The sequence below is a fragment of the Paenibacillus sp. FSL H8-0048 genome, from assembly GCF_038002825.1.
In the GTDB taxonomy this organism is placed as follows: domain Bacteria; phylum Bacillota; class Bacilli; order Paenibacillales; family Paenibacillaceae; genus Paenibacillus_AQ.
In genome coordinates, this window is the sequence record NZ_JBBODF010000001.1 from 4,504,310 (window position 1) to 4,528,783 (window position 24,474).

The following is a 24,474-nucleotide window of genomic DNA, read 5'->3' on the forward strand; positions in this document are numbered from 1 at the left end:
TTCATTTATTTAAAAGGATTCCGCCATTCCATCAGCGCTGCGTAATTCCCTGATTCCTCGTCCTCCAGATAACCTGCGACTACACTAACCGGAGACCGGCCGCACCGCAGCAGAAAAGTAATCACCGGATCAGACCAGCTTCCGGCGACCACCCCGGCCAGATACTCTTCCGCTGTCATCTGACCGGCCACCCTGTGATAGCCCGGCATCCGGCCCGCTCCGAGCAGCCGCTCCAGCTTCAGTTCCACGACGACATGGTATAACGACTGGACCAGTTCCTTGCCCAGACCCAGCTTGCGGTATTTGGGACGGACACACAAATCCGCTATGTACAACGTATTCCCGTCCGGCTGATGCGAAGTAAGGTAACCGTCTGCCGTAACCTCTGACCACGTATGATGATGCATCGGCGCCTCCGGGTCGAAATTCATCAGGAATCCGGTAACCGATCCGGCCAGCTCCCCGGCCACCTCCACACATAAAGCCCCTTCCGGAAAAAGTGTCACATGATTCAGCAGCTGCTCCCGGTTCCACCACAGCTCCGCAGGATAAGGCGGCGGGAACGCCTCAGACTGGATCGTAATCAGCTCGGTGAAGTCAGCTTCCGTATAGGAACGGATCACCGCAGGCACCGGTGTCTGGCCGTCCAGAGCGTAGAACTTCTTATAATACATCCGCTAGTTCCCCCCTTACTTCCAGTCGGTGTACAGGTCAGTGCGGCGGTCACGCCAGGTGGTTACAGACCCGTGTTCCCGGACGCGGTACAGCAGCTCCAGATCCAGATCGGCGGTGATGATCATATCATTGTTGATCTCTCCTTCGGCCAGCAGACCCTGCGGAGGGAACGGAATGTCATTGGGTGTAATTATCGCTGCCTGGCCGAAGTTGGACCGCATCAGGTCAACGGTAGGCAGCGAGCCTACCGTCCCGGTCAGCACCACGTAGACTTGATTCTCGATAGCCCGGGCATGGCTCGTATACCGTACCCGGTGGAAGCCGTGGCGGTCATCCGTGCAGGACGGGCAGAAGATCACATCTGCGCCCTTAGCCCGGGCCATGCGCACAATCTCAGGGAATTCAATATCGTAACAGGTCAGCATGGCAATGGTTCCATGATCTGTCTGGAATACCTGAAGCTCCTCACCCGCGCCCATATTCCAGCCCTCTACCTCGGCAGGGGTAATATGCAGCTTGGCCTGCTCGGCAATTCTTCCGTCCGGATAAAAAAGATGGGCTACATTATACAGCTTGCCGCTGCGCCGCAGCACATGAGTCCCCCCAATAATATGTACGGCATACTTCTTGGCGTACCCGGAGAACATCTCCAGGTAACGGTCGGTGAACTGCGGCAGATCCTCTATCCCCATCGCTTCCCCGTTCCCGCCTCCGATCGACATCAGCTGTGTCGTAAGAAATTCAGGGAAGAGGATAAATTCAGCGCCGTACTCTCCGGCCGTCTTGATATAGTGCTCACACTCGGCAGCGAACTCTTCGAAGGAAGAGATGGTGTGCAAATGATATTGTACAGCAGATACGCGAAAAGCCATGGCGGCAGTCCTCCCGGGCATGATAGTTACATGCATTCTCATAAGTATCTAAAATTTTACCATAACCGTTCATAAAATCACATATTGCGCAGAGAGCGTATGCTCCCGGTTCTCCGCCATGTTCGGCAAGAACCGCTTTCTCTGCCAATGGTGAATATCTCTTCACAACCTTTCCCATAATGAGGAATACAAGCAGCGGTAGCCCTTATGGACCCAGCCTGTGTAACTGCTTGAATTCGAAGGAGCCTGATGCCATGACGCGCGATTCCGCCACACCCAAAGTCCGCAAACGCCGCTTCCGCCTGCTCTTTCGGCTGCTGGTTGTCTCCGCCCTGCTGTTCCTGCTGGCCGCCGGCGCTCTGCTTGGATACCTATATCAGAAGCCGCTTCCCCCACTCGGGGATGATGTCCGCTCCAGACTGCTTGACGCCAGGGGCAATGTAATGACCACCTTCACTACAGACGGCCGCAGCCGCGAGCCTGTTGAGCTTAACCGGATCTCCCCGCTGCTTATCAAGGCCACGCTGGCTGTGGAGGACCGGAAATTCTATAATCATATCGGCTTTGATCTGAAAGGCATGGGAAGAGCGGTACTCGCCAATCTGGAGGCGGGCAGACGCACGCAAGGGGCCAGCACCTTAACCCAGCAGCTCGCGCGTAATCTGTACCTGACCCACGAGAAGACCTGGACCCGCAAGGCCAAAGAAGCGCTATATACCCTGCAGCTGGAAATGAAATACTCTAAGGATGAAATTCTGAATATGTACTTAAATGAGATCTACTACGGGCACGGCGCTTATGGAATTGAAGCTGCGGCCCGGATGTATTTCGGCAAAGCTGCTGCAGATCTGGATCTGGCGGAGAGCGCCCTGCTGGCCGGAGTGCCCAAGGGACCCACCTATTATTCTCCATATAATCATCTGGACAGCGCCTTGAAGCGTCAAGGCATCATCCTGGCCGCTATGGTTGATACGGGGGATATTACGGAATCGCAGGCACAGGAGGCAGCTAAGGAGCAGCTTAAGCTGAGCCCGCAGGGTCAAAAGGACACCGCGGTGGCTGCACCCTATTTCCGTGATTATGTGCGCAGTCTTGTGATCGACAGCCTGCATATCAGCAGTGACGAGCTGGACCGGGGCGGGCTAAATGTCTATACGACACTTGACCCGGATATGCAGCAGGCTGCTGAAGCGGCCGTGGATCAGGGCATGGACCACAGCAGCGAGCTGGAGACAGCCCTCGTCTCTGTTGATCCCCGCACCGGCTATGTGAAGGCTATGGTCGGGGGTACGAATTACCGGACGAGCTCCTTCAACCATGCGCTGGCGAAGACGCGCCAGCCCGGCTCTTCCTTTAAACCGATTATGTATTTGGCGGCGCTGTCGACCAAAGAAATGACCGGCTTGTCCGTCTTCAACAGCCAGCCGACGCTGTTCCATTATGATAACAACCGCAAGACATACCAGCCCCGGAACTTCGGGGATAAATATCTGGGAGAGATTAATATGCGGCAAGCCATTGCCGCATCCGACAATATCTATGCAGTGAATACCATTATGAAGATCGGGGCAGATAAGGTCGCCGCTATGGCGGCCGCCATGGGGATTAACAGCCCGCTGCAGAGCGTTCCCTCTCTGGCGCTCGGAACCTCGCCTGTCAGCCCGCTGGAGATGGCCGCAGCCTTCGCAGTGATTGCGAATGGCGGAGTGAAGCAGCCGGTCACTGCAGTCCTGAAGATTACGGATGCGGGCGGACATCTTCTATATGAAGCTCCGCAGCCTGAGGGTCAGCCCGTGGTTGAGCCGGCAGCAGCTTATGTGTTAACCCGGCTGATGGAGGGGGTCTTCGAGAGCGGAGGCACCGGGAACCGGGTGGCCTCGATGATCAAGCGTCCGGTTGCCGGCAAGACCGGCACTACAGATACAGACGGATGGATGGTAGGCTTCACGCCCGAGCTCTCAACCGCCGTGTGGGTCGGATACGATAAGGGCCGCGATATAGCAACCGCCGACGGCAGACGGGCAGCGCCAATCTTCGCCGGATTTACAGAGAAAGCGCTGGAGAATGTGCCGCCGAAGATTTTCCCCATTCCCGATGGCGTAGTCAGCGTATATATCGATCCGCTGTCCGGCATGCTGGCTACAGCTGACTGTCCTGAGAAAAAGCTGGAGACCTTCATCACCGGCACAGAGCCTACCGGATATTGTGACCAGCACAGCTCCGGTGAACCCGGTGCTTCCGACAGCCCTACGCCTTCCGGTCCTGCTGATCCGGTTAAGGAAGAACATTCGCTATGGAATAATATCAAGCGCTGGTGGATGAACTAACCGGGGATTGCCGCTTCCCGCTGCCCTGCGTTACGATGGGGAGACCGGCAGAGGCGTACGCGCGCCTAACTCCGCCGCAGGAAGGTGTGTCATTCATCCATGAAGCCGAATTATTCAGCGGGCCTTGAGCCGGACGCGCCACAGCTGCTGCAGCCTGAGCTCTACAAGCTCGCGGCAGTTGAAGCCGCGCCGCGCCTTCTTGGCCAGCATCTGGTCCGCCGCACGGAAGACGGGGACATCCGCTGCCGCATTGTGGAGACAGAAAGCTACGGAGGTGCCGAGGATAAAGGCAGCCATGCGTATGGCAGCCGCCGGACCGCCCGGACGGAGGTCATGTTCAGCGCCGGAGGTGCAGTGTATGTATACCTGATCTACGGCATGTACCATTGCCTGAATGTCGTAACTGCTGCCCGTGATGAGCCGCATGCCGTTCTGATCCGGGCAGTAGAGCCGCTTACGGAAAGGGATGCCGTGCTTATGACGGCATACAGGGGTGTTGCCGTCAGGAAGCCCTCGGACCTCTCCGGCGGGCCGGGCAAGCTGTGCCGGGCGCTGCGGATTGACAAGAGTCTTAACCATTCCAGATTCGATCTGCCGGAAGGCCCGCTGAGCATCGAGCAGGGGGAAGACCCGGAGTCCCTGGATATTGTCCAGGCCCCGCGCATCAATATTCCTTATGCAGAAGAGTATGCCGGGCGCCCCTGGCGCTTCTATCTGCGGGGCAATCCTTATGTCTCGGTCAGCGATCCGCAGGCACAGCCCCATAAGCTGTTCTAAAGACCTATACCCCTGTTTCGGCTGTGGTATATTGGGTATTAATAAGAGAACCCTAATCAGCCTCTCTCTTGGGACTTCCCAGGCGGAGAGGTTTTTCTTCGATTTTTGATTTCCGCACCCTCAGACGCCAAAAAATGATAAACACTCCTATAAAATGACAATAAATCCCCCTATTTGTATACGCTTCCCCCGTTCTCTTAACTTACAATTACTGCTATAATCATATATATCTACAAAAAATATAAAGATGTAAATGAGGGACATGGGATGAAAGATACAGGCATGATCCGAAGCTTAGACAGTCTCGGAAGAATTGTGGTTCCCGTAGAAATCCGCATGACACGTAATATTGACATTGGGGATCCTATCGAATTTTTTATACTGGATGAGGATATCATTGTCCTCCGAAAGTACACCTCCACAGAATGCACCTTTTGCAGAAGTCTTGATCATGTGACCTACTATAAGGATCAGTTCATTTGCAATACCTGTCTGAAGGAGCTAAGTGACCCCGATCGCGGATCAGAACCCATCCATGCCTCCCCAAGTTCAGCAGAAGAGCATCCCGAGCCGGCACGCGGAGGACGGAGAAGCAAGACCGAAGAAATGAGTCTGCGTCTTATGAAAGCGATCGAAGATCATCCTTATGCCAACCAGAAGGAGCTTGCCGAGGTTCTTGGCATCAGTCAAGCCAGAGTCAGCCAGCTCAAGCGCAAGCTGAACACTTCCGGCAGAACAGATCCGCAGTAACGTTATTCATTCATCCCTGCTTAGACATCAGATAAGGCTTGGCCCCGGCGGGGCCAAGCCTTAATTTTTGGGACAAGCCTATACATGATCTTCTAGTCCGACAGCGCGGCCTTCAGCTCCTCAGGGGAAGCGGCCCACCACTCTTCATTATGGGCCATCAGCAGGGATTTCAGCGCTGCCCGCTCGGTACTTCCAAGTCCATCCAGAATAAGCTTTCGCTTCAAGGCCGCATCCAGCTTATTGACATGATCCGCAAGAATCTTCCAGCCGCGGCGCGCTTCGGTGTCAATCCACATCTCACAGGCGGTAATTCCGCCGTAGAACTGCCCCTCCGGGGTACGGTCAACGGCGACCCATACGACCCATACCTGTCTTCCCGCCGGAACATCCTCACGGTTCATAGAGAATTTAATCCCCTTCTCCACTTTGCTCTTGGCATGCATGGCACCGATATCGATAACGGCGATGCCCTGATCAATAATGACAGGCGATACATTGTTCAGATCAATCGAGCCTGCACCGAAGCCTTTATGCTTGGCTCTGGCGTTCACAATATTCAAGGCAATTTGTTTTTTGCCCTCCGGTTGTACGTTATCCACATGTGCACATCCTTTCCATTCACTAATTATTTAATTTTAGCTAATAATGCGGCGATTGCAAACATATACATCCCGTAGATGCTTGTCACGGGAGGAATCATAGTATGAAGCCACATTCATTAAGGTATACCCTCATCTTCGCAGCCCTGGCTGTCCTCACCTTGCTTGGAGGCGGAATATGGTTTCTGTCAGGGCATAGCCCTGCCGTATGGACTGCCTCTGTTCCAAAAGAGGCCAAGTCCCCCGCCATTATCCCCCGGCAGCAGCCCGTGCAGTCCGATCTTTCCGATACGATCTACACATCGGAGACAGAGGCTTTAAGCCAGCGCGTGGTTGAATACCACATGGATGTGGAGCTCCTGCCCGATAAGGAGACCCTGGCCGCCTCCGAGACGCTGACCTGGACCCATCCGGGCGTAAAGCCGGTCCAGGAGCTCTACTTTCATCTGTATCCCAATGCATTCGCATCCGCCAGCACCACCTTCATGAAGGAGTCCGGGGGTACGCTTCGCGGTGACACCATGCCTGCAGGGGGTTACGGGAGCATTACCCTGACAGATTTACGGACCTCCGAGGGCGTCTCGCTAATGCAGCGCACACAATATGTGCAGCCAGACGACGGCAATGTCAATGACAGAACACTGCTCAAGGTCCATCTGCCGCAGCCGGTGAACGGCGGTGAGAGCGTGACGGTAAGGCTTAAATTCGAGGTCAAGCTGCCCAAAATTTTCGCCCGGATGGGAACCGCTGACGACTTCGTGATGGCCGGACAGTGGTTTCCGAAGCTTAGCGTCTATGAGCCGGCCGGCAGAAGAGGACTCAAGGAAGAAGGCTGGAACCTGCACCAGTATCACGGCAACTCCGAGTTTTATAGTGATTTTGGAATCTACAATGTATCGATTTCTGTCCCGCCCGAGTATAAGGTCGCCGCAACCGGGTTTCCGGTGAGGGACGCCAAGGTTGTAAAGGGGCGCAAGATCTATCAGTTCTATGCAGATGACGTCCATGACTTCGCCTGGGCCGCATCGCCTGATTTCGTGGTTGCCGAGAAGGCCTTCTCTGCGCCGCAGGTGCCCGGGGTGAAAATCAAGCTCTATCTGGACCCGCTGCACAAGCATCTCCAGGAGCGCTACTTTCAGGCGGCTGAGGCTGCACTGATGGCATTCAGCAAGTGGTACGGCCCTTATCCGTATTCCACCTTATCGATCGTTGTCCCGCCGGAGTCCGGCAACGGGGCCGGAGGAATGGAGTATCCGACCCTGATTACCGCCTTCGGCGCCACCGACTCTTCACCGGGCACTTCCCTGGAGCGCACAATTATCCACGAGATCGGGCACCAGTATTTCTACGGCCTGGTGGCCAGTAATGAATTCGAAGAAGCCTGGCTTGATGAGAGCTTCACCTCGTATGCCGAAGACCGGCTGATGGAGCAGGAATACGGCGTGGTCTCAAGCCTCCCGCTGCAGTCCAGCCTGGTCTCCTCTTCACAGCCGCTTAAGCTGGAGACCTGGAAATACACCGGTGATGATGCCTACACGCGCAATGTATATATCCGTGGCAAGCTGGTGCTGAAGGATATCGAACGCATCGCCGGGACCAAGAATATGGATGCCATCCTCGCCGCCTATGCCCGCAAATACCGCTTCCAGCACCCGACCACCGCCGACTTCCAGAAGGTTGTGGAGAAAGTGACCAAGCAATCCTGGCAGACTTATTTTGAACGGTATGTCTATGGCGGGGGGGCACCCGACTTCGCAGTTGATGATATCAGGCTCACGGTCAGACGGGACAACAGCGATGGCGGGGACAGCCGCTATAGCGCTGTGGTCGATGTAAGCAATAAAGGCAGCCTGTACCCCGATGTTCCCGTGAAATTCACCTTCGCAGACGGGTACACTGTGCAGCAATACTGGAATGGCGAGGGTAAGTCTACTTCCTTCGAGTTAGCGTATAAAGCGCCGCTGGTCTCCGCAGAGATCGATCCGGGGCATTCCATTCTGCTGGAGAGCAGGCATCTAAATAATTTCAGAATGGCGGAGCTTGAGCCGCGTACACTCTCCCGCTGGACGCTTAGCGCATCTACTCTGCTTGAAACCCTGCTCGGAACTCTTGTCTGGTGAGGTGAAGGAATGGTGAAAAGTTCAATTGCCCGCGGTTGGATCAGTATGAAAGAGCAGTTCTATATATTGATTCTGCTATTTATCTACCGGCTGTTCTGGGGATATTTCCTGTACAAATTCATTAAAAGCGCGGTTGTCCCCGTCCTGCTCCGCTACCCGGATGCGAATGCCGGCGGCAGCGGAATAGGCAGGCTGCTGTACTATATCGAAGGTCAGACCGCGCTGCGCACCGACCCTGCCGTGCAGCACTGGCTGTGGATGCTGCTGGCGCTGACAGTGCTAAGGCTGCTGGTGACTCCCTTTATCCGTGCAGGGCTGCTGCATGAGCTTCACCAGGAGCGCGCCGGAGCGCGGGGACTGTTCTTTTTTCCCGGAATGAGAAAATATGGGCTACCGATGCTGGTGTTCGGCATAGCCGAATGGGCGCTAACCCTCCTGCCGCTCTATTGGCTGCTTCCGCGTATGTACCGTCATCTGCTTAGCGGCGTTCTCGATGTACAGCTCCTGCTCAAGCTGGTGCCTTATGTGCTAGGCTGGCTGCTCTATCTCTTCCTTGTCCGCAAGCTTCTGCTCTATATGCAGTTCGGCTATACCGCAGGTAACGGCATGTTCTCCTCGCTGCTGATCTGTCTGAAGATGCTGATGCCTTCGATCGGTATATCCGTCATTCTGGGAGCGGGAAGCCTGGCCGTAATTCTGCTCTGCAGCGCCTCTGCTCTGTTCTATCCCGGATTGCCGGCTATTATGCTCCGCCAGGCCGCTCCGCTGCCCTCCACGCTGTTCAACATGTGGGGAATCGCTGCCCAGTACCATCTCTGGTCCAGTAAATCATTTCCACAATAATAAGCTGCTGAAGCGGCATACTAAAGAGAGTCACAGCCCCTTATCAGGGAGCAGGACTCTTTTTTGCATGAACCGGAGGACAAAAGCATTTGCAAAAGAGTAAATCCTCTGATACAATGATGGCTGTACTAGTAGTAACAAACTTGTAATATTTAAAGCAAAATCTTCCGTAACTATTGCAATTTAATCAATGCCGATAAGTCACTGTTCTGGTGCATAAAACGCCGAATTCCCTGCACCGGGAAGTGGGGGAACCATATTTTGGGTGAATTGATCTCGCTTTAGAGGGGTCATAGGGGAACCTTCTACCGAATCCTTAAGCTAACCTCGCAGGCCCTGGAAGGAGTACATCTTTTGATTAGTCAGAATTTCAAGAAAAAATGCACCGCAGCAGCGCTGGGTCTTGTGATGGTATTCACACTCGGAGCAGGCAGTGCCTTCGCAGATTCCAAAATGGATACTGTGATTTCAAAAACCATTGGGACGTCGTATAAAACCGGGGGCACAACCACCAGCGGCTTCGACTGTTCCGGATTTACCAAGTATGTGTTCAAGAATGTAGGACTTTCCTTGCCCCGCACCTCGAAAGCACAGTACAAAGTTGGAACAAGTGTATCTAAGAGCAATCTGCGTTCCGGTGATCTCGTGTTCTTCAATACCCTGGGTAACGGAGTGTCCCATGTCGGTATTTATGTTGGAAACGGGAAGTTCGCACAGTCCTCAAGTTCACGTGGTGTAACCATCAGTTCGATGAGCCAGTCCTACTGGGCCAACCGCTACGTTGGCGCCAAACGAGTAATGAGCACAACAGCCTACCAAGCTGTCGCTTACGATTGAACCTTTTGAAGCATACCCCGAATATTTCAGCCTCTAACAACTAAATGTAACTTATACGAGCCCGGGATGATTATTGCCGTAATCATTTCCGGGTTTTTCCTTTTCCTTATTCTACCTTTTACCCGAATCTACAGCCTTGAAACAGCATTTTCTTGCAAAAACAAAGAAAAAATCATATAAAATAATGCCTGCGCATAGTTATGAGTCTTCCGAAAGGGCTATAACTCTAAAAAACAGCAAAAAAGATGCATTAATATGTTATAAGTGATTGCCAAGCGCTTTAGTCTTTGTTACAATTATCGCAGTGAGCTTTTAGTAACATTTTTGTAATTATTGAATCGCTTTTAACAAAGGTTTTGTCATGTATTGAATGAACCGCTAATCCTAATCAACAGTCGTGCCGAGTTCCCTAATGAATTAGGGAAACGGGGGAACCACTTTGGGTGAATTGACCTCCTATTCTAAGAGGGGTCATAGGGGACCTTCAACCGAACCCTTAAGCTAACCTCGTAGGCATTGGAAGGGGTATTTACTTTTGAAGAAGAAGCTAGCAGCCGCAGTACTAAGCTTGTCCATTATCTTCACCATCGGAGCAGGAAGCGCTTTCGCGGATTCCAAAATGGATAAAGTGATCGACAAAGCCATCGGAACCAAATACGTGTCCGGCGGTACATCAACTAACGGGTTTGATTGCTCCGGATTTACAATGTATGTTTTTGATAAGATCGGCATTAACCTGCCCCATCAATCCGGCTCCCAGTATCAGATGGGCACTGCCGTGTCCCGTGACGAGATAAGACCGGGCGATCTGGTATTCTTTAATACCAATGGTAAAGGCGTGTCTCATGTCGGTGTTTATGTCGGTGACGGCGAATTCGCCCATGCCTCTTCCTCACGTGGTGTAACCATCAGTTCGCTGAGTGACAGCTATTACGTCAACCGCTACGTTGGCGCCAAACGAATCATGAGTACAGATGCTTACAAGAATGTAGCTTCGGATTCCCAAGACAATGATGATGTACAATAATTTTTTGCAACCAAACGCTCTTTTCCGAGATTTTTCCCGAAATCTTGGAGAAGGGCTTTTTTTGTCTATAAAATTACTTACCCGCCTCTATATTTGTAAAACACCGATTCTATACTTTCGGAAAATAATTATTGGCGTTTGTCAAGTTTCTGCATTTCCGCAAGGAATTTGCGTCGAAACTGGCCGTTTTTGTATATAATTAATATTAAGAACAAGTGGAAACGGCCTTGCCGTCCCTTTAAAGGATGATACCGTTTCGGCTGGAAGGAGGTCTCCCCTAATGATAAGCTCCCCGTTAACCTTTTACGTGGTGCCTATGGAGCCGCAGCATGCCGCTGAGATCTGTGAGTGGAGCTACAAGCCTCCGTATAATATTTACGGCTGGATGTCCTGGGAGCAGATGCAGGCGCTGGGGGTGGAGTTCGGAGATCCGCAGCTGCGAAGTGAGCAATATGTATCTGTCGTGAACGGGCAGGGGGATCTGTGCGGCTTTGCCCAGCTCTTTCCGATGGAGGGGGTAGTCCGGCTTGGTGTCGGAATGCGGCCCGAGCTGTGCGGCCATGGGATGGGGCATCTGTTCATGAAGGCTATTGTGCAGGCAGCACAGGCGCGTTACCCGGAGCGTGAGATCGACCTGGAGGTGCTGACCTGGAACCAGCGCGCCATCCGCGCTTATCAGAAATGCGGGTTCACTATAACGGATACCTATGAACGCCGCACTCCGACCGGTAATAAGCCTTTTTATTGCATGGTCTATGAGGAATAGCACCAGAAATAGATTGATTTTCAAAAAATGGATCATTTGTGTTCATTTTTTTGACACACATACTATGATAACGCTTCACCTTCCGCTATAATGGAGTCAGCAGCTTACATGGAGGGACGGATGCAGATGCAGAAATGGATCATGAGCGGTTTGTTTTTTGCCGCCTGTGCCTTTGCAGTAATCTTAATGTTTACCTTACCCGGTAAATCTGAGGTAGCCGAACAGAACAAGCCGACCATGCCGGAGGTTGTGCTGGACGCTGCGGGCGCAGAAGCCACAGTGAAGGCCAATTGTATCTCCTGCCACGGTGACCAGCTTCAGGGCGGGGCGGGACCCAGCCTGCAGCAGGAAGGCGCTTCGCATGACGCAGCTCAGATTTACAGCATAGTCACCAAGGGCCGCGGACAGATGCCTCCCTTCAAAGACAGGCTGGCCCCTGAAGAGATTGCGAATGTAGCCTTATGGCTGGCTGAGAAGAAATAAATGTATAATGCCCGTGACGAGGATAACGAATGATCCTTGCACGGGCATTTCTATTGACCAGATATTCCTGTTGTCTTCTTAGGGGCCTTGTCCTCTAGCGGGTCTTCTCGAATGCCTCATTAAATTCATGCGCCTGGCGGAGATCGAGCTTCTCCACATCTGCAGCCAGCCGCAGAACGACCGTCTTGTAATCAATGGTGATATGCGGGTGATGCTCAAAGGCCTCCGAAATTGCCGCTACCTCATCTACAAAAGCAATTCCCTTCATATATTCACTGAACATATATTTGCGCACCAGCCTATCCCTCTCCAGCTTCCAACCCTCAAGCTTGCCGATCTGCTCCTGCAGTTGTTCCTCAGTTAATTGCAATTCGTTTCCTCCCTTGCTAAGTTAACGGTTTCTTAAGCCTGCTCTTTCCTCCAAATAAAACATCCCTCAGCTTCAGAAAGTCCAAGGGATGTGCCAGGCCAAAGATTTTTGATTAAATGTATTCTGACATCCCGGCAATTAGTACTCCACTTCCAATCTTAACATGGCCGGATGCCCGGGACAAACCAGCTGCCGCATTTTGCCCCTGCTTTATACAAGAACGACCGAAGCCAAATCTTCATCGCCCAGCAGAATGTTAATGCGGTGTGTTTCTTTATCGTACATTACAACTCCGCTGCCCACCTGAATGACCGGCTCATTGCCCAGCGCGTAGAACAGGTCTTCCGCAAGCGCCTCCCAGACCTCCTGCCTCGATTCCTCCGGCAGATTCGTCCACTCTTCAGGCTCCATTTCAAAAAAAATGTACCCGTCTGAAATCCGTCCAACGGCTCCTGTCAGTTCAACCAGAATTTCACCGTAATCTCTGCCATGCTTAACTCCCACATCAATCACTCCGTTTTCTTCGCTGATGAATAATAACCTACCTTATCTATTATAGCCGAAAAAATCACTTCACAAAAAAGGGAATGATGTCGATAAAGAAGAATATACGTGATTTGGTTACGAACAGAGTGTTCTCCCGCGGTTCAAGGACGAATTACGCGGTTAGTCGATCACTTCTTAATTCTCATGGACGAGGTGCATAAATGGAAATCTCAACAATTCTAGGCCTGGTTTTTGGTCTGATCGCAGTAGTCTGGGGGATGATACTCAAGCATGCTCCGCTTGCAAGCTTGAACAACCCCGCTGCCTATGTCATTATTTTTCTTGGCACGGCTGCCTCTATCTTCATGGCCTTTCCGATGTCGGAAGTCAAGAATTTCCCTAAGCTGCTAAAGATCCTGTTTACGAAGAAAAAAATGGTCGGCAAGCCCGAACTGATTACCATGTTCATGGAATGGGCGTCCATTACCCGCCGCGAAGGGCTGCTTGCCCTGGAGTCCAATGTCGATGAGATTGAAGATGCCTTCCTCCGAAACGGCATGCGGATGATTATTGACGGCAACGATCAGGAGTTCGTCCGGGATGTATTAATGGAAGATATTCATGCCACTGAGGACAGACATAAAGCCGGGGCCCTGATCTTCTCCCAGGCCGGGATGTACGCTCCTACGCTGGGGGTCCTCGGTGCTGTTATCGGGCTGATTGCCGCCTTGGGCGATATGAGTAATATGGACGTTCTGGCCCACGCGATTGCCGGTGCCTTCATTGCAACCCTGCTCGGGATATTCACCGGTTATGTCATGTGGCACCCTATGTCCAACAAGCTGAAGCGGATATCCAAACGCGAGATTGAAGTCCGCCTGATGATGGTGGAGGGCCTGCTCTCCATTCAGTCCGGGGTGTCTACCATTGCCATTAACCAGAAGCTGTCCGTCTTCCTGACTCCGTCCGAGCGTGCCAAGCTGAGCGAGAAGGAGGGGGCTTCCAGTGAGCAAAAAGACTAGGCATGAGGAACATGAAGAGCATGCAGATGAATCCTGGCTGCTTCCCTATTCCGATCTGATGACCCTGCTGGTTGCTCTGTTCCTTGTTATGTACGCCATGAGCGCAACAGACGCCGTTAAATTTCAGCAAATGGCTGAAGCCTTCAATTCAGCGCTCAGCGGCGGCGGCGGCGTTCTGGAGTACCGGTCGGATTCCCCGACCAGCACCCAGCTGGACCAGGGAAAGCAGGATAAAATGAACAATGTGATTGCCAAGAACACTGGAACCTCCGATCTCTCTAAGCTCCGTGCCAAGGAGCAGGAGGATCTGGAGAAGCTGAAGAAGCAGTTTGACCAGTACATCAAGAACAATGGAATGACCGACTTGCTTAGCACGAAGCTGAATCAGTCTCAGCTGATGATCACGATTAGCGACAATGCCCTGTTTGCTTCGGGACAGGCTGTAGTGAAGGATGAATCCCGCCAGTTGGCCAAGTCGATCTCAACTATGCTGCAGCAATTCCCTGATTATGAAGTATTGGTACAGGGGCATACCGATAATGTTCCGATCTCCAACAGCACGTACTCCTCGAACTGGGATCTTAGCGTAGACCGTGCCCTTGAGTTCATGAAGATTCTGCTGCTGAATCCCAACCTGGACCCGACGAAGTTCAGCCCCACCGGTTCTGGCGAATATCATCCCATCGCCAGTAATGCTACGGCTGCCGGGCGGGCCAAGAACCGCCGGGTAGAAGTATCCATCCTTCGTAAATATAAGGACGCTGCTACAGAGACAACGGATGTCTCTAATGTAACAGCTCCCTGAATCGAAATGAAACCAATAAGAGCTGCTTCGAACGACCCCTGCCAGGGTCCATCGGAGCAGCTCTTATTATAGGTAGGGTCAATATAATCTTATTGCAGCTGATAGTTCAGCATAGCTCCCAGCTCTTGCTTCTCCTCTTGAGACAGCTCCCGCCATTCTCCGGTCTTCAGCGCGCCAAGGCGGATATTCATTACCCGGATGCGCTGCAGCCGCCGCACTTCATAACCGAAGGCGCTGCACATGCGGCGGATTTGCCGGTTCTTGCCTTCGGTCAGCACGATACGAAATACCCGCTCACTAATCCGCGTAATCTCACAAGGCAGCGTCTTGCTGCCCAGAATTCTTACGCCGGTGGACATACCGGTCAGGAAAGAAGGCGTAACAGGTCGATCTACAGTGACCACATATTCCTTCTCATGTTTGCCTTCAGCGCGCAATATTTTATTAACGATGTCACCGTCATTGGTGAGCAGAATCAATCCCTCTGAATCCTTGTCGAGCCGCCCGATCGGGAATATCCGCTCCTCATGCCCTATGAAATCGACAATATTGCCTTGAATATGCGCTTCTGTGGTAGAGGTAATGCCCACCGGCTTATGAAGCGCGATATACACGATCCTGCTGCCCGTCTGAAGCGGCTTGCCGTCGATCAGCACAATATCCCCGGCTTCTGCCTGGCTGCCCAGCATTGCGGGCTCACCGTTGATGGTGACCCGTCCTCCCTCAACCAGCTTATCTGCTTCTCGGCGTGAACAATAGCCTGTCTCACTGATGAATTTATTGATTCTCATGCTCGTCTTCACTCCGTTCTATATTCATACCGGCCGGAGGTGCTTGCTCCTTTGCTTCAGGCAGCTTGATGATTACCTGTGCCCCCCGGCCATACTCGCTTCTAATCTCCAGGCTGCCCTTATGGGCCTGAATGATCCGTTGGCTGACCATGAGGCCAAGCCCGGTTCCTGACTCTTTATTCGTGAAGAACGGCTCCCCCAGCTTGGGCAGCATATCCTCAGGGACGCCTCCGCCCTCATCCGTAATCACAATAACGACAGAATCCGCCTGCTCCTGCTGCTCCACGGTAATCGTTCCCCCGTCTGGCATCGCTTCTATTGCATTTTTGATCACATTGATAAATACCTGCTTCAGCTGATTCTCTTCACAATGTACCATGGCGGGTACTCCCGAGAAATCCGTGGTGAATTCAATACCGAACAGGTGGGCCTGACTGTCCAGCAGCGAGATGACATCGCCGACAATATGCCGCAGATCCCTCTGCTGGAAATGAACCGCCTGCGGCTTCGCCAGAATCAGGAACTCACTGACAATCATATTGATCCGGTCCAGCTCCGAGAGCATCAGATCAATATGCAGCGGAACGAGAACCTTCTTCTCCTGCTGAAGCTGCAGGAAGCCCCGCAGAGTGGTCAGAGGATTGCGGATCTCATGGGCAACGCCTGCCGCAAGCTGGCCGACTGTAGTCAGCTTCTCTGAGCGTCTGAGCAGCTCCTCAATCCGGTTGCGCTCTGTCATGTCACGGGATACATGTACAACCGACTGCGGGTTGCCCTCTTCATCCCGGATAACCGAGCTGCTGACGCTGACCTCTACCAGGGAGCCGTCACGCTTCAGCCTGACAGTCTCAACAGGCGGTAAAGAGGCTCCGTCCTTAAGCTGCTGCAATCGTATACTCTCCTGTTGCTGCACGGTGGCAGGAACCAGATAAGGCGGCTTGATCAGCGCGTCTGCAGCACCCCATCCATAGAGGTCCTCGAAGGCTCTGTTCGTACTGATGATCCGCCCCTCCATATCCACGGTGTGGATGGCATCTGAAGTTCCGTTAATCACCGACTCCAGATGCTCCTTCACCGCACGGTTCTCCTCCAGCGTCTGCCCCAATCGGTTCGTATGCTGCAGCAGATGTGAGGTCATCGCATTGATGCGCTGGGCCAGCTGTCCAAGCTCATCACGGCTGGATACATTAAGCGGGGGCTCGAACTTGCCCTTGGCCACATCATTGACCTTAGCCAGTATATCCTGAATCGGGCGGGTAACAACACCGGCCAGGACATAACTCACTAGAAGGAAGATAATCAGCAGCAGCACCGAGGTAGTGATATTATTGAACAGCTGCTCCCGGATGACGGAGGAGATCGCCTGGTAGTCCATGACTACACTGATCACATAATCCGCGGCTCCCGGGCGCTCAATCGGAATGAAGCTTTTGAGCACTCTTTTACCCAATGCCTTCGTATCCAGTGTTACCGGCTCGCTCTTATTCAATGCTTCACGGATTGCCGCCTTGTCCTCTGCTATATTGCCGTATGAATAGGTGCCGTACTGAATAGGGCGGTTCCGCAGCTTCGTATTCTTGGGATCTGTGCCGTCAGGCAGCATGCTTGAGGCCCCGAAGGTCTTCGGATTAATTCCCGTAATTTCCAGAATCCCGGGATTTACAGCTTTGGATTCCTGGATGATCTCATCAGGACTCATAATTTTGACATAATCGCTTACCGCTGTACTCCGGACGAACGGATCTATGATATAATTACGGGCCCCGTCATAATAATAGCCCCATTTATCAATATACTCCGGATTGGAGGTTGAATATTCAAATGGCCCGGACCAGAAATTCTCCAGGGACTGCCCCTGATCAACAGATACGCGCTGGCCTGCAAACAGCTCCAGAAAAGCCACATACCAAAAACCCATGCCCTTGGTCGAAAGTCCAATCTCTGCAGGATCTGAAGATTTGGCTACGATAATATCATCCGCAGTCTTCACCAGCAGCGAGATATTCGACACCCCCAGCTTGGTGGACAGCGCCTTCAATTGTTGATTGGTAATATTCCTGATATCCGGGTCCAGCTCATAGGACGCCAGAATGGCAGTCAACCGCAGGTTCTGGGCAATTTTATCCTGCACGTAATTCGAGCTATAGCCGCTCTGCTCCACCGATACGGCCACCTGCTTCGCAGTGATCTTCATGTTGCTCACACTCTCATTACGCAGATTATTCCGGGCAGCATAAAGATTGAGTGTAAGATTAAGCATCAAGATTAAGAGCACCGAGCCAAAAATAATCGCTGATAGTTTCGTTTTTATGGACAAGCGTATTGTTCACCTCTTATCCGCTGGTAAATCCTAGCGGGCATTCAACATAATCATACCTTTTGCCCTTCCATTTGAAAAGGCCTTTCCCTACAGCCGGGCGCTGGCAGATATTGAATTATCGGGACAGTTTCTCTACAATAGGTAAGAAACCATCCACAGGTTATGCACATATAAACATTTTGCCAAATCGCGATGTGCACAATTTTGTGTATAAGTCGGTCGTTATCCACAGAGTTGTACACAATTTGTTAAGAACGAATATTTGTTCGTTGGACAATGGGCATAGAAGAAGGGAAGATGCATTTGATTACCAGGCTTGAAGAACTGCCGGCGGAGGAGCGGGCCATTCATGAACATTGGATGACAGAAGCGATAGGAGAGGCCCGCAAGGCTGAAGCCTTGGGCGAAGTACCAATTGGTGCCGTGGTCGTCCACGGAGGCCAAATTATAGGCCGCGGATATAATCTGCGTGAGACAACGCTCGACTCCACTGCCCATGCAGAGATGGTGGCGATTCGGGAAGCCAGTAGAGTCCTGGGCTCCTGGCGTTTGCTTGATTGCCGGCTCTATGTTACCCTGGAGCCTTGTCCCATGTGTGCAGGGGCGATGGTGCAGTCCAGGCTGCCACTTACCGTGTATGGCACTCCAGACCCCAAGGCGGGCTGTGCAGGGACCCTCATGAACCTGCTGGAGGAGTCACGCTTTAACCATCGCACAGAGGTCATCCAGGGCGTTCTGCAGGAGGAATGTGCGGAGCTGCTGACCTCCTTCTTCCGCAAGCTGCGGAAGCGGCCTGCGAAGCTCTAGAACGCCCATTAACATATTATGCATATATAAGGAGAATACCAGATGTCCTACAAGCTGTATAACAACGCACAGGGGATCTATCTCTCGCTGCTGGAGCTTAAAGATGCTGAGGAGCTGCTAAGCCTTCGTCTGCGCAACCGTACCGCGCACCAGCAATTCGAACCCCTGCGCGATGAAGATTACTTCACCCTGGAGAGCCAGCATCAGCTCATTAACCAGCGTATCCTGGAAGCCCGGCTGGACCGGGCGTATATGTTCGGCATTTATCTGCTCAGCGGGGAGCTGATCGGCCAGATTACGATCTCTAACGTAGTGAGGGGAGTCGGACAATTCTGCGATATCGGATATCTCATCGATCATGAGAAGCAAGGGCAAGGACATACCAGTGCCGCTGTACACCTGATCCTCGGGTACACCTTCCGCTCTCTGGGGCTTCACAGGGTACAGGCTGCCATTCTGCCTCATAATACCGGTTCACGCCGAGTGCTGGAGAAGAACGGCTTCCAGGCTGAAGGACTCGCACGCCGCTTCATCCGGATCAACGGCGAATGGCAGGATCATCGTACCTATGCCATTCTGGCTGAGGAGTTCCTGCCAGAGGAACAGCAGTCCCCTTAACCTTCATATGTCCACACAAAAACCCGTATGAGTGGAATTCGCTCATACGGGTTTTTAGCGTGCGCAACTATGGTATTAATAAGTACTCGTACCTGTGTTTCCGAACTGCTGCTGCAGCTCCTCCAGAGTGATGACATCATCGCCTTGCGGAATGCCAATCTTGAAGGTCTGCTTCTCATTGATCTTGCTGTATTGGTTGCTTGCATTCATAGATAAGGTAACATTCTCACCCTTGTCAGGATCATTAACCTTGATGTCCATGAGCATATCCTGGTATACCGGATAATCATCTTTGTTGACAGCGGTATTCAGGTGGAATTGGTTAATAGTGAGATACTTGTTTAGATCAGCCAGGCTCTTGTCGAACTCTGCACGGGCTTCACTGGATTGAAGCTGCTCCTTGGCTTCGGCCAGCTTGGCTGGCTCAACCTGCAGCAGATCCTTGTATTCTTCTTTGCCCAGAATATCAATAATCTTCGGCATAGCGTTGTTCACCAGAATGGTAAGCGCCTCTTTGACGTTATCGTTGGTAACCTGGAATTGAACGACCTGCTTGGCTTCTACGCCTTCAGGCAGGCCTGCATCCTTCGGTTTGATATCATTGAAATACTTGGCTTGATCGTATTCGCCAAGCAAGGTATTCATCACTTCATTCGACAGCTTCTGCACCTTCTGTGCATCCATCTGTGCAGGATTGAATTCAGCGCCCTGTTCTTCAGCCAGCTGCTTCAGATCCAGCTCTACGAATTTGTTCACGATCGTCTCAGGAATCGGCAGGAACGGAATCGAAGGTACTTTGACATACAGCTTCTGTCCGGTCATTACCATTGGAACCGTGAAGGACATGGCCATGTCCCCCTTCAGATTCAGAACGGTTGTCATTTCTGTCTGCATCGGCTCTGCCTGGTAGACTCCATCGATGGTAAGCTCGGCGTTCTTAAGCATGCTGAGCATCTGGCCCGTTGAAGCATCTGCTTCATTGGTGCCTGTGTCTATCGACAGATCATTAATAACTAATTTGGTCTTCATTTCGTAAGATGTCATAGCTGTAGCTTTGGCTGCAGCTGAAGTCAGAGCTGCCTTAGGCTCCTCTTTCTTTGCACATCCCGGCAGAATTACTGCAGCAGTTAACAGTAAAGCGGCAGCGGATAACCCCCATTTTTTGTTCATTATTTTTCTCCTCTCCCATGTAAAAAAATTCTTTCCCCTCCCTAATGATAAACCATTTGGCAAATATGAGAAACATCATTTACTAATTTCGTTCCATATTTCCTTTAACCCTGGGGATTGTTATGGTCCACATGGTTGGCCTGCTTCACCTTTTTAGACCCGGATAACGGTGCCGGACCTGAAGAATGGTGCTCCTTGCGGGGCCCCTGATTGTCCTGCTGTACGCCGGGTACAGGCATGCTCTTGGGTTTGCTCACTACGATTACCTCCTATGGATTAGTTAAGCCTTGAAGGGCCTGTGCGCACTCATGAATCTGTCTCGTATACTGCTGCGCCAACAGCTGAACAGCATCTAGCTGCTCATCTGCGTGTACCCCGGCCTGCTCGGCGTCAAGCAAGTCTACGGCAACCTCGCGGCTATCCACATAGGTGCAGCGGAAATCCAGAGAATACCCCTGCCGTCCTGCTGCATTGAAATGGATGAGCAGACTGTTCTCGTTGGCCGCATCCCCCTGCACACTGAAGCTGTCTCCATTGTCCATCAGCTCCGGCAGCCGCTCCTGCCAGGCAGACACCAGACTCTGCTGATCTACTTGCAATTGTCGGTCCATCTTTATCATCAGCCTCCTTCTCTAATACATTGCGGAGAAAGCCGGTTTTTTATTCCCGCCGGAACAGCTTCTGTGAAAAAGAGGCCTTAGCTAAGAACAAACTCACCTTAACGGGTGAAGGGTGCTAGTGTCAGGCATTGCTGCGCAATTTGCAGGATTTCTCTAGAATCACATCAGAAGAAAATCATAATTTCTTAAAAAACAAAAAAACCGCCCTCCTAAGAGAACGGCTTCTATCTGCACTTATTTAGCTGTAAAGGAATGGCGGAGAGGATGGGATTCGAACCCATGTGGGCTTGCACCCTAACGGTTTTCAAGACCGCCCCGTTATGACCGCTTCGGTACCTCTCCAATGCATTGAAATTTCACATGCATTAGGAATTATACCACGCCCAGCAAATAATATGCAACTATTATTATTGAGCTGTTTTTGCAGAAATGGATTTCACATTACGCATATACGGCTGCAGACATTCCGGAATCAGCACACTTCCGTCCTCCTGCTGGTAGTTCTCCAGAATAGCTGCTACGGTACGTCCTACAGCCAGCGCAGAGCCATTCAGCGTATGCACGAATTCAGGCTTCGCCTTCGGGTCCTTGCGGTAACGGATATTGGCCCGGCGTGCCTGGAAGTCCTCGGTGTTGGAGCATGAGGAGATCTCGCGGTACATGCCGCTCTCAGGCAGCCACACCTCAAGGTCATACGTTTTGGCAGAGGTGAAGCCCATATCCGCCGTACAGAGCAGCAGAACGCGGTAAGGCAGCCCCAGAAGCTGCAGCACACGCTCAGCGTCGGCTGTCATCTTCTCCAGCTCCTCATAGGAGCTCTCCGGGCTGGCCAGCTTCACCAGCTCCACCTTGTTGAACTGATGCTGGCGGATCAGACCGCGGGTATCGCGTCCCGCAGAACCCGCCTCCGAACGGAAGCAAGAGCTGTAGGCCACATGATACTTTGGCAGATCGCCAGCCGTCATAATCTCTTCACGGTAATAGTTCGTCACAGGCACTTCTGCTGTAGGAATCAGATAATACTCTGTATCCCGCAGCTTGAACAGGTCCTCTTCGAATTTGGGCAGCTGTCCCGTTCCATAGAGGCTGTCCTTATTAACAATATAAGGCGGCAGCATCTCTTCATAGTTATGTTCTCCGCTGTGCAGGTCCATCATGAAATTAATCAGGGCACGCTCCAGTCTGGCACCGAGTCCCTTATAGAAGACAAACCGGGAACCCGTAACCTTCGCCGCTGCCTCAAAATCAATGATATCCAACTGCTGCGCCAGCTCCCAGTGGGATTTCGGAGTGAATCCAAGCTCTGTAGGCTCTGACCAGCGGCGCACTTCAACATTGTCTGCCTCGGAGGTGCCCACAGGCACCGATTCATGCGGAATATTCGGGATGCTCATTGTCAGCTCATCAATCTTGACCTCAAGCTCACGCACCTCATCATCCAATTCCTTAATCCGGTCAGATACCGTACGCATCTCTGCGATCAGATCATCGGCCGGTTCACCATTCTTCTTCTTCTTGGCTACGTCTCCGGATACAGTGTTCCGGCGGTTCTTGAGCCCTTCTGTCTCCTGAAGCAGCTCACGGCGGCGCTGATCCAGCGCCGGGAAGCCGGCAATCAAATCCAGCGACTTTCCTCTTTTATTCAGTGCCTCTTCTACTCTTGCATAATCGCTGCGCAATACTTTAACATCTAACACAAAGTTTCCCTCCTGAAAACAGCCCAAACTCTTTCAAAATGCTGTTTTGTTTGCAGCTTTGAAAGAGTCAAAGTGTCCTTATATGCGGTTCTATAGATTGGCTGCAATCCTGTCCTCTACCATGCCGGCAAAATATTGGTGCAGCCTGTAATCATCGGTCAATTCCGGGTGAAACGAGCAGGCCAGCAGATTGCCCTGGCGCGCGGTTACAATCTCATCCTTATAGAGCGTAAGCACCTCAACATCAGGACCCACCTCTTCGATAAGCGGAGCGCGGATAAATACCGCCCGCACCGGCTCAGCAATCCCCTTAACCTGGAGATCACATTCAAAGCTTTCCCGCTGGCGGCCAAAGGCATTCCTGGCCACGGTAATATCCATCAGCTCCAGATGACCGGCCTCATCTCCGGCAATCCGCTTCGCCAGCACGATCATCCCGGCGCATGTACCAAAAATAGGCTTACCTTGACCCGCGAAGTCGCGGATCGCTTCAATAAAGCCATATTTTCGCATCAATTTGCCAATCGTCGTACTCTCACCGCCGGGAATGATTAGACCCTCTACTCCGTCTAGCTCCTCTATACGCTTAATAGGCAGGCCCTGCGCGCCGGTCTTCTCAATGCTGACAATATGCTCTGTAACAGCGCCTTGAAGCGCCAACACTCCAATTCTCATCCGGAAGCCTTCTCTCTATTAACGGCCGCGTTCCGACATGCGTTCAGCCGGGGATAACGTGGCGATATCAATTCCCTTCATCGGAGTGCCCAGATTTTTAGACACCTCAGCAATCAGCTTGTAGTCCGTAAAGTGGGTTGTCGCTTCGACGATGGCACGGGCGAACTTCTCAGGATTGTCCGATTTGAAAATTCCCGAGCCGACAAACACCCCGTCAGCACCCAGATGCATCATGAGCGCGGCATCGGCAGGCGTTGCTACACCACCGGCAGCAAAGTTAACGACAGGCAGCTTACCCAGCTCGTGAACCTCCAGTAGCAGCTCATACGGAACACCCAGCGTCTTAGCCTCATGATATAGCTCATCAGGCGAGAGACCAGCCACCTTGCGGATCTGGCTGTTAATGTGGCGCATATGGCGGACCGCTTCCACGATGTTGCCGGTTCCCGGCTCACCCTTGGTGCGGATCATGGAGGCACCTTCGCTAATGCGTCGCAGCGCTTCCCCAAGATCCTTGGCTCCGCATACAAAAGGAACCGTGAATTCGCGTTTGTTGATATGGAACACTTCATCGGCAGGCGTAAGCACTTCACTCTCATCGAGATAGTCTACACCCAGAGATTCGAGAACCTTGGCTTCCACATAGTGGCCGATCCGCGCTTTGGCCATCACAGGAATACTTACTGCCTTGATGACCTCTTCTACAATAGTAGGATCAGCCATACGTGCGACACCACCCGCTGCGCGGATATCGGAAGGTACACGCTCCAGGGCCATAACGGCAACTGCGCCCGCGGCCTCAGCAATTTTCGCCTGCTCTGCATTCATGACGTCCATAATGACGCCGCCTTTTTGCATTTCCGCCATGCCTCTTTTGACTCGCGAAGTTCCTGTTTCCATATCTACGCCTCCCGTTAGATCTAACCTAATCTAACATGTAATTCTACCGTAAGGCAGTAATATATACAACCTATTTACTGGGATTTTGTCGTGAAGCCGAGGCCAGTGCCCTGTTAG

Annotated in this window: 26 protein-coding genes, 1 tRNA gene and 2 riboswitches; of the genes, 13 read left to right on the forward strand and 14 right to left on the reverse strand. The window is 52.2% G+C overall.

Annotated elements, in window-relative coordinates:
- Nucleotides 1–5: 5 nt before the first annotated feature.
- The gene (locus tag NSU18_RS19145; protein WP_341149809.1) at nt 6–674 is read right to left on the reverse strand and encodes a GNAT family N-acetyltransferase; all 669 of its coding nucleotides are present in this window, start codon (nt 672–674) and stop codon (nt 6–8) included.
- Between the two features lie 15 nt (nt 675–689).
- Nucleotides 690–1,547, reverse strand: coding sequence for a carbon-nitrogen hydrolase family protein (locus tag NSU18_RS19150; protein ID WP_341015371.1), 858 nt, complete (start codon nt 1,545–1,547; stop codon nt 690–692).
- Nucleotides 1,548–1,801: 254 nt separating this feature from the next.
- Here NSU18_RS19150 and NSU18_RS19155 point away from each other — a divergent pair, with 254 nt between their 5' ends.
- The 3 genes from NSU18_RS19155 to NSU18_RS19165 all read left to right on the forward strand — a co-directional run bounded on the left by NSU18_RS19155 (nt 1,802) and on the right by NSU18_RS19165 (nt 5,401).
- A complete protein-coding gene (locus NSU18_RS19155) occupies nt 1,802–3,874 on the forward strand; it encodes a transglycosylase domain-containing protein (RefSeq protein WP_341015374.1) in 2,073 nt (690 codons plus the stop codon).
- 99 nt (nt 3,875–3,973) lie between these two features.
- Nucleotides 3,974–4,651 (forward strand): DNA-3-methyladenine glycosylase, encoded by a 678-nt coding sequence (locus tag NSU18_RS19160; protein ID WP_341015376.1) that lies wholly within the window; start codon nt 3,974–3,976, stop codon nt 4,649–4,651.
- A gap of 267 nt (nt 4,652–4,918) precedes the next feature.
- Nucleotides 4,919–5,401: an AbrB/MazE/SpoVT family DNA-binding domain-containing protein gene (locus NSU18_RS19165; protein ID WP_340750394.1), complete on the forward strand. Its 483-nt coding sequence runs from the start codon at nt 4,919–4,921 to the stop codon at nt 5,399–5,401.
- 92 nt (nt 5,402–5,493) lie between these two features.
- On the opposite strand, the gene NSU18_RS19170 is transcribed toward NSU18_RS19165, so the two are convergent.
- The gene (locus NSU18_RS19170; RefSeq protein ID WP_341015377.1) at nt 5,494–6,000 is read right to left on the reverse strand and encodes a YwhD family protein; all 507 of its coding nucleotides are present in this window, start codon (nt 5,998–6,000) and stop codon (nt 5,494–5,496) included.
- A 104-nt stretch (nt 6,001–6,104) separates the two neighbouring features.
- On the opposite strand from NSU18_RS19170, the gene NSU18_RS19175 reads away from it, so the two are divergent.
- The 6 genes from NSU18_RS19175 to NSU18_RS19200 all read left to right on the forward strand — a co-directional run bounded on the left by NSU18_RS19175 (nt 6,105) and on the right by NSU18_RS19200 (nt 12,076).
- Nucleotides 6,105–8,120, forward strand: a complete 2,016-nt coding sequence (locus NSU18_RS19175; protein ID WP_341149810.1) for a M1 family metallopeptidase — start codon at nt 6,105–6,107, stop codon at nt 8,118–8,120.
- Nucleotides 8,121–8,129: 9 nt separating this feature from the next.
- Nucleotides 8,130–8,963, forward strand: a complete 834-nt coding sequence (locus NSU18_RS19180; protein WP_341015381.1) for a hypothetical protein — start codon at nt 8,130–8,132, stop codon at nt 8,961–8,963.
- 212 nt (nt 8,964–9,175) lie between these two features.
- Nucleotides 9,176–9,314: riboswitch (cyclic di-AMP (ydaO/yuaA leader) on the forward strand.
- A 57-nt stretch (nt 9,315–9,371) separates the two neighbouring features.
- Entirely contained in the window at nt 9,372–9,800 is a 429-nt protein-coding gene (locus NSU18_RS19185) for a C40 family peptidase (protein ID WP_341018508.1), read from the forward strand.
- A gap of 388 nt (nt 9,801–10,188) precedes the next feature.
- Nucleotides 10,189–10,331, forward strand: a riboswitch (cyclic di-AMP (ydaO/yuaA leader).
- 4 nt (nt 10,332–10,335) lie between these two features.
- Nucleotides 10,336–10,827: a C40 family peptidase gene (locus NSU18_RS19190; RefSeq protein ID WP_341015387.1), complete on the forward strand. Its 492-nt coding sequence runs from the start codon at nt 10,336–10,338 to the stop codon at nt 10,825–10,827.
- Between the two features lie 280 nt (nt 10,828–11,107).
- Nucleotides 11,108–11,593 (forward strand): GNAT family N-acetyltransferase, encoded by a 486-nt coding sequence (locus NSU18_RS19195; RefSeq protein WP_341015388.1) that lies wholly within the window; start codon nt 11,108–11,110, stop codon nt 11,591–11,593.
- 126 nt (nt 11,594–11,719) lie between these two features.
- Entirely contained in the window at nt 11,720–12,076 is a 357-nt protein-coding gene (locus NSU18_RS19200) for a c-type cytochrome (RefSeq protein WP_076084861.1), read from the forward strand.
- A 94-nt stretch (nt 12,077–12,170) separates the two neighbouring features.
- Here the strand turns inward: NSU18_RS19200 and NSU18_RS19205 are convergent, their stop codons facing one another.
- Nucleotides 12,171–12,446, reverse strand: coding sequence for a 4a-hydroxytetrahydrobiopterin dehydratase (locus tag NSU18_RS19205; protein ID WP_341015390.1), 276 nt, complete (start codon nt 12,444–12,446; stop codon nt 12,171–12,173).
- A 210-nt stretch (nt 12,447–12,656) separates the two neighbouring features.
- Nucleotides 12,657–12,950 (reverse strand): hypothetical protein, encoded by a 294-nt coding sequence (locus NSU18_RS19210; RefSeq protein ID WP_341015392.1) that lies wholly within the window; start codon nt 12,948–12,950, stop codon nt 12,657–12,659.
- A gap of 203 nt (nt 12,951–13,153) precedes the next feature.
- Here NSU18_RS19210 and motA point away from each other — a divergent pair, with 203 nt between their 5' ends.
- The gene (gene motA, locus NSU18_RS19215) at nt 13,154–13,954 is read left to right on the forward strand and encodes a flagellar motor stator protein MotA (RefSeq protein WP_341015393.1); all 801 of its coding nucleotides are present in this window, start codon (nt 13,154–13,156) and stop codon (nt 13,952–13,954) included.
- Nucleotides 13,938–14,759, forward strand: coding sequence for a flagellar motor protein MotB (gene motB, locus NSU18_RS19220; RefSeq protein ID WP_341015394.1), 822 nt, complete (start codon nt 13,938–13,940; stop codon nt 14,757–14,759). The genes motA and motB overlap by 17 nt, the downstream gene beginning before the upstream one ends.
- 89 nt (nt 14,760–14,848) lie before the next feature.
- Here the strand turns inward: motB and NSU18_RS19225 are convergent, their stop codons facing one another.
- Together NSU18_RS19225 and NSU18_RS19230 are read right to left on the reverse strand one after the other, a co-directional pair.
- Entirely contained in the window at nt 14,849–15,550 is a 702-nt protein-coding gene (locus tag NSU18_RS19225; protein WP_341015395.1) for a pseudouridine synthase, read from the reverse strand.
- A complete protein-coding gene (locus NSU18_RS19230) occupies nt 15,537–17,744 on the reverse strand; it encodes an ATP-binding protein (RefSeq protein ID WP_341149811.1) in 2,208 nt (735 codons plus the stop codon). Before NSU18_RS19230 ends, NSU18_RS19225 begins: the two co-directional genes overlap by 14 nt.
- Nucleotides 17,745–18,173: 429 nt before the next feature.
- Between NSU18_RS19230 and tadA the strand changes: the two genes are divergently transcribed.
- Nucleotides 18,174–18,677: a tRNA adenosine(34) deaminase TadA gene (tadA, locus tag NSU18_RS19235; RefSeq protein ID WP_445321813.1), complete on the forward strand. Its 504-nt coding sequence runs from the start codon at nt 18,174–18,176 to the stop codon at nt 18,675–18,677.
- 42 nt (nt 18,678–18,719) lie between these two features.
- Nucleotides 18,720–19,295 carry a GNAT family N-acetyltransferase gene (locus tag NSU18_RS19240; RefSeq protein WP_341015399.1) on the forward strand — a complete coding sequence of 192 codons (576 nt, stop codon included), beginning with the start codon at nt 18,720–18,722 and terminating at the stop codon, nt 19,293–19,295.
- Between the two features lie 75 nt (nt 19,296–19,370).
- On the opposite strand, the gene NSU18_RS19245 is transcribed toward NSU18_RS19240, so the two are convergent.
- The 7 genes from NSU18_RS19245 to pdxS form a co-directional block, all read right to left on the reverse strand.
- Nucleotides 19,371–20,465, reverse strand: a complete 1,095-nt coding sequence (locus NSU18_RS19245) for a DUF6612 family protein (RefSeq protein WP_341015400.1) — start codon at nt 20,463–20,465, stop codon at nt 19,371–19,373.
- Nucleotides 20,466–20,569: 104 nt separating this feature from the next.
- Nucleotides 20,570–20,722, reverse strand: a complete 153-nt coding sequence (locus NSU18_RS19250) for a small acid-soluble spore protein P (protein WP_036698929.1) — start codon at nt 20,720–20,722, stop codon at nt 20,570–20,572.
- Nucleotides 20,723–20,734: 12 nt separating this feature from the next.
- A complete protein-coding gene (locus NSU18_RS19255; protein WP_341015402.1) occupies nt 20,735–21,076 on the reverse strand; it encodes a hypothetical protein in 342 nt (113 codons plus the stop codon).
- A 262-nt stretch (nt 21,077–21,338) separates the two neighbouring features.
- Nucleotides 21,339–21,427, reverse strand: a tRNA-Ser gene (locus tag NSU18_RS19260).
- Nucleotides 21,428–21,492: 65 nt separating this feature from the next.
- Entirely contained in the window at nt 21,493–22,782 is a 1,290-nt protein-coding gene (serS, locus tag NSU18_RS19265) for a serine--tRNA ligase (RefSeq protein WP_341015405.1), read from the reverse strand.
- A gap of 90 nt (nt 22,783–22,872) precedes the next feature.
- Nucleotides 22,873–23,457, reverse strand: coding sequence for a pyridoxal 5'-phosphate synthase glutaminase subunit PdxT (gene pdxT / locus NSU18_RS19270; protein WP_341149812.1), 585 nt, complete (start codon nt 23,455–23,457; stop codon nt 22,873–22,875).
- A gap of 18 nt (nt 23,458–23,475) precedes the next feature.
- Nucleotides 23,476–24,357 (reverse strand): pyridoxal 5'-phosphate synthase lyase subunit PdxS, encoded by an 882-nt coding sequence (pdxS, locus tag NSU18_RS19275; protein ID WP_341015407.1) that lies wholly within the window; start codon nt 24,355–24,357, stop codon nt 23,476–23,478.
- Between the last annotated feature and the right edge of the window lie 117 nt (nt 24,358–24,474).

Excerpts from the sequence above, each read along its gene's own strand:
- NSU18_RS19180 (WP_341015381.1), top strand. The coding sequence starts at position 8,130 with ATGGTGAAAAGTTCAATTGCCCGCGGTTGGATCAGTATGAAAGAGCAG.
- NSU18_RS19200 (WP_076084861.1), top strand. The coding sequence starts at position 11,720 with ATGCAGAAATGGATCATGAGCGGTTTGTTTTTTGCCGCCTGTGCCTTT.
- NSU18_RS19175 (WP_341149810.1), top strand. The coding sequence starts at position 6,105 with ATGAAGCCACATTCATTAAGGTATACCCTCATCTTCGCAGCCCTGGCT.
- NSU18_RS19145 (WP_341149809.1), bottom strand. The coding sequence starts at position 674 with ATGTATTATAAGAAGTTCTACGCTCTGGACGGCCAGACACCGGTGCCT.
- NSU18_RS19165 (WP_340750394.1), top strand. The coding sequence starts at position 4,919 with ATGAAAGATACAGGCATGATCCGAAGCTTAGACAGTCTCGGAAGAATT.
- NSU18_RS19230 (WP_341149811.1), bottom strand. The coding sequence starts at position 17,744 with ATGAAGATCACTGCGAAGCAGGTGGCCGTATCGGTGGAGCAGAGCGGC.
- NSU18_RS19150 (WP_341015371.1), bottom strand. The coding sequence starts at position 1,547 with ATGGCTTTTCGCGTATCTGCTGTACAATATCATTTGCACACCATCTCT.
- motA (WP_341015393.1), top strand. The coding sequence starts at position 13,154 with ATGGAAATCTCAACAATTCTAGGCCTGGTTTTTGGTCTGATCGCAGTA.
- NSU18_RS19240 (WP_341015399.1), top strand. The coding sequence starts at position 18,720 with ATGTCCTACAAGCTGTATAACAACGCACAGGGGATCTATCTCTCGCTG.
- NSU18_RS19255 (WP_341015402.1), bottom strand. The coding sequence starts at position 21,076 with ATGGACCGACAATTGCAAGTAGATCAGCAGAGTCTGGTGTCTGCCTGG.
- NSU18_RS19225 (WP_341015395.1), bottom strand. The coding sequence starts at position 15,550 with ATGAGAATCAATAAATTCATCAGTGAGACAGGCTATTGTTCACGCCGA.
- NSU18_RS19160 (WP_341015376.1), top strand. The coding sequence starts at position 3,974 with ATGAAGCCGAATTATTCAGCGGGCCTTGAGCCGGACGCGCCACAGCTG.
- NSU18_RS19155 (WP_341015374.1), top strand. The coding sequence starts at position 1,802 with ATGACGCGCGATTCCGCCACACCCAAAGTCCGCAAACGCCGCTTCCGC.
- pdxS (WP_341015407.1), bottom strand. The coding sequence starts at position 24,357 with ATGGAAACAGGAACTTCGCGAGTCAAAAGAGGCATGGCGGAAATGCAA.
- pdxT (WP_341149812.1), bottom strand. The coding sequence starts at position 23,457 with ATGAGAATTGGAGTGTTGGCGCTTCAAGGCGCTGTTACAGAGCATATT.
- NSU18_RS19245 (WP_341015400.1), bottom strand. The coding sequence starts at position 20,465 with ATGAACAAAAAATGGGGGTTATCCGCTGCCGCTTTACTGTTAACTGCT.
- NSU18_RS19195 (WP_341015388.1), top strand. The coding sequence starts at position 11,108 with ATGATAAGCTCCCCGTTAACCTTTTACGTGGTGCCTATGGAGCCGCAG.
- NSU18_RS19185 (WP_341018508.1), top strand. The coding sequence starts at position 9,372 with ATGGTATTCACACTCGGAGCAGGCAGTGCCTTCGCAGATTCCAAAATG.